General features: G+C 67.1%; 1 pseudogene. It reads right to left on the reverse strand.

Annotated features, from left to right (window positions below):
* Window positions 1-337 (reverse strand): annotated as a pseudogene (locus N4G66_RS45440) (alpha-1,4-glucan--maltose-1-phosphate maltosyltransferase); the annotation flags it as partial.

The raw sequence follows: 337 nt of genomic DNA on the forward strand, positions 1-337 counted from the left end.
CGGCGATGACCTGTTCCCAGAAGACCACCGGTTTGGTGTGCGGGTTGTCGACGCGGAAGATCCGTACGCCGTGGTCCATCCAGAAGCGGAGCACCCGTACGGTCTCGCGGACCAGGCCCGGCATGTCCTGGTCGAAGGCGATCGGGTAGATGTCCTGGTACTTCTTCGGCGGGTTCTCCGCGTAGGCGATCGTGCCGTCCGGGCGGTGGTGGAACCACTCCGGATGCTTCTCCACCCAGGGGTGGTCCGGGGAGCACTGGAGCGCGAAGTCGAGGGCGATCTCCAGGTCCAGGGAGGCGGCCCGGCGCACGAAGGCGTCGAAGTCGTCGAGGGTGCC

The sequence above is a fragment of the Streptomyces rhizosphaerihabitans genome, assembly GCF_025399795.1.
Lineage (GTDB): Bacteria > Actinomycetota > Actinomycetes > Streptomycetales > Streptomycetaceae > Streptomyces > Streptomyces rhizosphaerihabitans.